Origin of the sequence: Bacillus cereus group sp. MYBK14-1, from assembly GCF_051916885.1 — a bacterium.
Taxonomy (GTDB): Bacteria; Bacillota; Bacilli; order Bacillales; family Bacillaceae_G; genus Bacillus_A; species Bacillus_A cereus.
This window is the reverse complement of sequence record NZ_JBQAHM010000042.1, coordinates 1-4,380: the sequence shown is the minus strand read 5'-3', so window position 1 is coordinate 4,380 and position 4,380 is coordinate 1. Positions and strand designations below refer to the sequence as shown.

The window sequence follows — 4,380 nt, the reverse complement described above, 5'->3', positions numbered from 1 at the left end:
AGCGGAAGTAGCCCGGCACCAGTGGAAACACCAAGATCAGTACCAAATGGAGGAAGCTCGGCACCAGTGGAAACACCAAGATCAGTACCAAGTGGAGGAAGCCCGGCACCAATGGAAACACCAAGATCAGTACCAAGTGGAGGAAGCCCGGCACCAGTGGAAACACCAAGATCAGTACCAAGTGGAGGAAGCCCGGTATCAGCCGACATCGTAACAGTGACACATAGTAGCCCAATTATTCCTTATGATAGTGATAAAGAAGTGGCAGCAAGTAGCAGTAAGGAAACACGGACATTGGGACAATATACAACGGATAAAGTAAAACATACGACATCATCAGTGAAACAAAAAGTAAGAGGAGTACAAGAACGAATTAATACTTCTGAAACGGTACAAAATACAAAGCGTTTTTATCAAATGGGTCAAAATACGGGTAAAAGTTGGAGAGATATCGTGAGCAAAAATAAAAAGAATACGGATAAAAAATAAGCGTAATCGTACGCTTATTTTTTATTGTCGAAAAGGAGGGAATCCCGATGAGAAGCTATCGGATTCCGAAGGAAATCAGTACAGAATTAAGGATAAATAAAGTGCTTTATTTAATAGATTTCTTTTTATTAATTGGTTTATTAGTTGTAACGATGATTCTTAGGAACTTCGTACATGAGTCCTTTCAGTTACCATTTATTCTTTTCATGGTAGCTATTGCAATTATCATGATTTGGCGACCAAGTACGAATCCTCAAAAACGAATGTATGAGGTATTGATTATTACTTTGCTAAGAAGGAAAGGTGCATATTGCGCCATTGATAACGATCAATAAGGGAGGGATCACAAATGGCGTTATTCAGCGAAAAAGATGTAGAGAAAGAAGAGCCAAAACAACTAGAAAGACCGAAGAAAAATGCATTTCGATTTAACGAAAAAAACGTAAAAGAATCAATTTCTGAACCAAAAGAAATTGTGAAGGTGGTACCCAACAAAAAGAAAGAAGAAACACCAAAGGTAGAACCAAAAGTAAAAAAACAGAAGAAAGAAAAGCCAAAGAAAGACAATTCGAAAAAGAAAAATCCAAAACTGTTAGGTTTTTTATCTAGAAAAAAGAAAGAAGCGCCACCAAAGGTAAAGAAAAGTATTGCGGAAATTATGCAAATTGTAGACATGACGGAGGATGGCATATTTGAACTGAAAAATGAGGAGTTTTTAGAAATTCTTCAAGTCGAAGGTGACGATATGTTCTCTAAGAATAGTGATGAACAAGCTTTTGTTATCTTCTCACATGCGTATTTTTATCAAGCTTACAAGCAGTCCATTAAACTCGTTTTTTTAAACTTTCCATGTCAAACAACCGAACAGCAACGTTATATAGAGAAGAAAATTAAAGAATGTACCAGTCCTTTGTATGAACGAATTTTAAATCAAAAGTTAAAAGAATTACAGTTTTTAGAATGGGGCAGGACAAATCGGGAAGCCTTCTTATTTATTTACGGAGAAACGGAATTGATCGTAAAAGAACGTGTAGATGCAGCAAAGCGATATATCAAACGCTCTACTGAACTATTAGAGGTGGATGAAGAGAAAAAGTTAGAGCTTATGTTTAAATTGTTTAATCAAAATGCAAAATTAGGAACGAAAAATATATGGTAGTAAGGGGGCAACAATATGTTTGCGTTCAAGAGTAAAAAATCTAAAAAAGAAAAACAAGAGGAACTAAAAAAGAAGAAAGGTTACAACCCCTTTTTAGTGGCTAGAGTTCAGCCACAAGGGGGAATTAGTTTTAAAGAAAGTTATTTTCAAACAGGTGATGGATTAGGTACTTGCATTCATGTCTATGATTATCCAACAGAGGTAAATGATTTTTGGTTAGAGCAAATTATGAATATGCCAAATGTGATCACAACATTAGATGTCATGAGTGATAATCGAAATGAAGTAGTTGAATCAATTAATAAATCCATGAGTGAACAAAGTGTTCGGCATGATACAGCGAAGGATAATATAGATCGGATCGATGCGAAAAATGAATTTTTAGAGCTGGAAGCTCTTTATACGGATTTGAAACAAGGTGAGGTCATGAAACGTATTCATATTCGTATTTATGTTTCCGCTAGAACAATAGATGAACTAGAAAAACAAGTAAAAGAGATCCTGGAAACATTAGAATCTTATAACTTTCGAGGAGCTGTCTTTTTAAATGAACAAGAGTATGAATGGGATGCACTCGTAACGAGCTTTGATACACAAAAAAATTATGTGAACCGAAGAAAAGGGAAAGAAATTCCGGCAGTCAGTTTGGCTGGTGGGTGTCCGTTTCATTATTCATATTTGCACGATCCATACGGTACGTATTATGGAACAACGAAAACAAAAGGAAATGTTATTTTTGATATCTTCCATAAAGACAATCAAAGAAAGAGTTATAACGGTGTAATGATTGGGAAGTCTGGTGCGGGGAAATCAACATTGTTAAAAAAGAAAAGTGTGGATTATGCAAGTAAGGGGCATTTTGTTCGGATATTTGATGTGGTAGAAGAGTTTACAGATACAGTGAAAGAACTAGGAGGAAAGACCATCTCATTAGACGGTTCTCAAGGTCAAATTAACCCACTTCAAGTGTACAAAACAGCAGAACTTGAAGAAGTTAGTTTCACTCAACATCTATCTAAATTGACAATTTTTTATCGATTCATTGCGCCAGAAGCAAAAGATGATGAAATTAAAGAATATGAAAATTTGCTTCGTAAATTATATATTCGTATGGGATTATGGAACGACGAAAAAGGAGCGAAAAATGAAATTACAACAAGAAAATCAAAAGAATATCCGATTTTCTCTGACTTTTTAATGTTTGTTCGTAAAGAATTATATCAAGATGTAGAAGCTAGAAAGCATCATGATAATTTAGGAGACAGTAGAATTCATCGTTTAGAATTAATTGAATTAAATCTTACAAATTTAGTAGAAGCATATGCAGAATTATTTGATGGCCATACTACAATTGAAGATTTCAAGAAAGAACAAGTTGTATCCTTTTCCTTACGGAATATATCCAGCTTTAAACCAGAAGTATTCCAGGCACAGATCTTTAATGTGTTAAATCTCCTTTGGGATAAAATGATTTCAAATGGTGCGCCTCAATTAAAAGCCTTTAACAAAAAGCAACTTGCTTTTGAAGATGTAACTCGTTATTTCATTATTATTGACGAGGCGCATCATATCATCAACACGAAAAAAGAAAGCGCTCATGCTCTACAATTTTTAACGAAACTTAGCCGAGAAGATCGAAAATACTTTGCAGGGCTTTTATATGCAAGTCACACGATTCGTGATTTTGTACCAGAAGGATCTTCACAAGAAATGATTGACGAAATTAAAAAGCTATTTGAACTTACACAGTACAAATTTATCATGCAGCAAGATAATAACAGTTTAGATATGTTACGAAAAGTATTTGCAGGACAGTTAAGTGAAAGTGAGATTGCAGCGATTCCACATTTGCCAACAGGAGATGTCATCTTAAGTATTGGTGCTGTAAAAAACATTCACTTCCATGTAGAAGTAACAGACGAAGAATTAATGTTATTCGGGGGAGGTGCTTAATACTATGCATCTAGTTTTAAAGATTATACCAAAGAAATGGCTCATCACTTTAGCGCTACTTGTGATGGGTCTTTTTTCTTTTCTTTTACTTGGAGTTATGAGTATTTTCATTGCGGCAATGGGTGGAGAAAGTGGAACAGACGCAGGTGATATTACGTATACAGGTGAAGGGCAAGTCATGAATGTTTCGCCCGAAGTTTTAAAGTGGGAACCTACGATTCGGAAGCATGCGAAAGCCTTTGGCGTGGAACCGTTTGTCGCTTTAATGCTTGCACAAATGATGCAAGAAAGCGGCGGACGAGGTAGCGATCCAATGCAATCATCAGAGGGGGCTTTTAATACGAAATATTGTAAATCACCAAACTGTATTACAGATCCAGACTACAGCATTTGGGCTGGCGTACAGGAGTTTAAACATGCGATAGAAAGAGCTGGTGTTACGAGTCCTGGGGACATGGATCATATTAAAACAGCCCTTCAAGCTTACAATTTCGGGACAGGATTTTTTGATTTTGTAGGTGCAAATGGTGGCAAGTATACGAAAGAATTAGCAATCAAATTTTCACAACAACAATATCAAAAAGTGAAACATACAGGAATGTACCATTGCCTTAGACCAGAAGCCGTACCATATCAAGCGTGTTATGGCGATATTGTGCGCCCATAAGGGGGCAAGGAAAAACGGTGATTGCAAGCCGTTAGGTTAACCTTACATGACCTAGTATCACTTGGTTTACCTTGGAGGGAAACTGAAGGGGGACAACAGCATGCCAAGAAAG

At 36.3% G+C, this 4,380-nt stretch carries 3 protein-coding genes and 2 pseudogenes; all 5 read left to right on the top strand.

Going from position 1 to position 4,380, the window contains the following annotated elements; translation table 11 throughout:
- Positions 1-489: pseudogene (locus tag ACTFR3_RS30370) on the top strand (pLS20_p028 family conjugation system transmembrane protein); the annotation flags it as partial.
- A gap of 47 nt (positions 490-536) precedes the next feature.
- Positions 537-824, top strand: coding sequence for a DUF5592 family protein (locus tag ACTFR3_RS30365; protein ID WP_001258281.1), 288 nt, complete (start codon positions 537-539; stop codon positions 822-824).
- Positions 825-838: 14 nt separating this feature from the next.
- Positions 839-1,648 carry a hypothetical protein gene (locus ACTFR3_RS30360; RefSeq protein WP_440045171.1) on the top strand — a complete coding sequence of 270 codons (810 nt, stop codon included), beginning with the start codon at positions 839-841 and terminating at the stop codon, positions 1,646-1,648.
- A 15-nt stretch (positions 1,649-1,663) separates the two neighbouring features.
- Positions 1,664-3,601, top strand: a complete 1,938-nt coding sequence (locus tag ACTFR3_RS30355; RefSeq protein WP_440045170.1) for a VirB4 family type IV secretion system protein — start codon at positions 1,664-1,666, stop codon at positions 3,599-3,601.
- A gap of 4 nt (positions 3,602-3,605) precedes the next feature.
- Positions 3,606-4,259, top strand: a pseudogene (locus tag ACTFR3_RS30350) (lysozyme family protein); the annotation flags it as partial.
- Between the last annotated feature and the right edge of the window lie 121 nt (positions 4,260-4,380).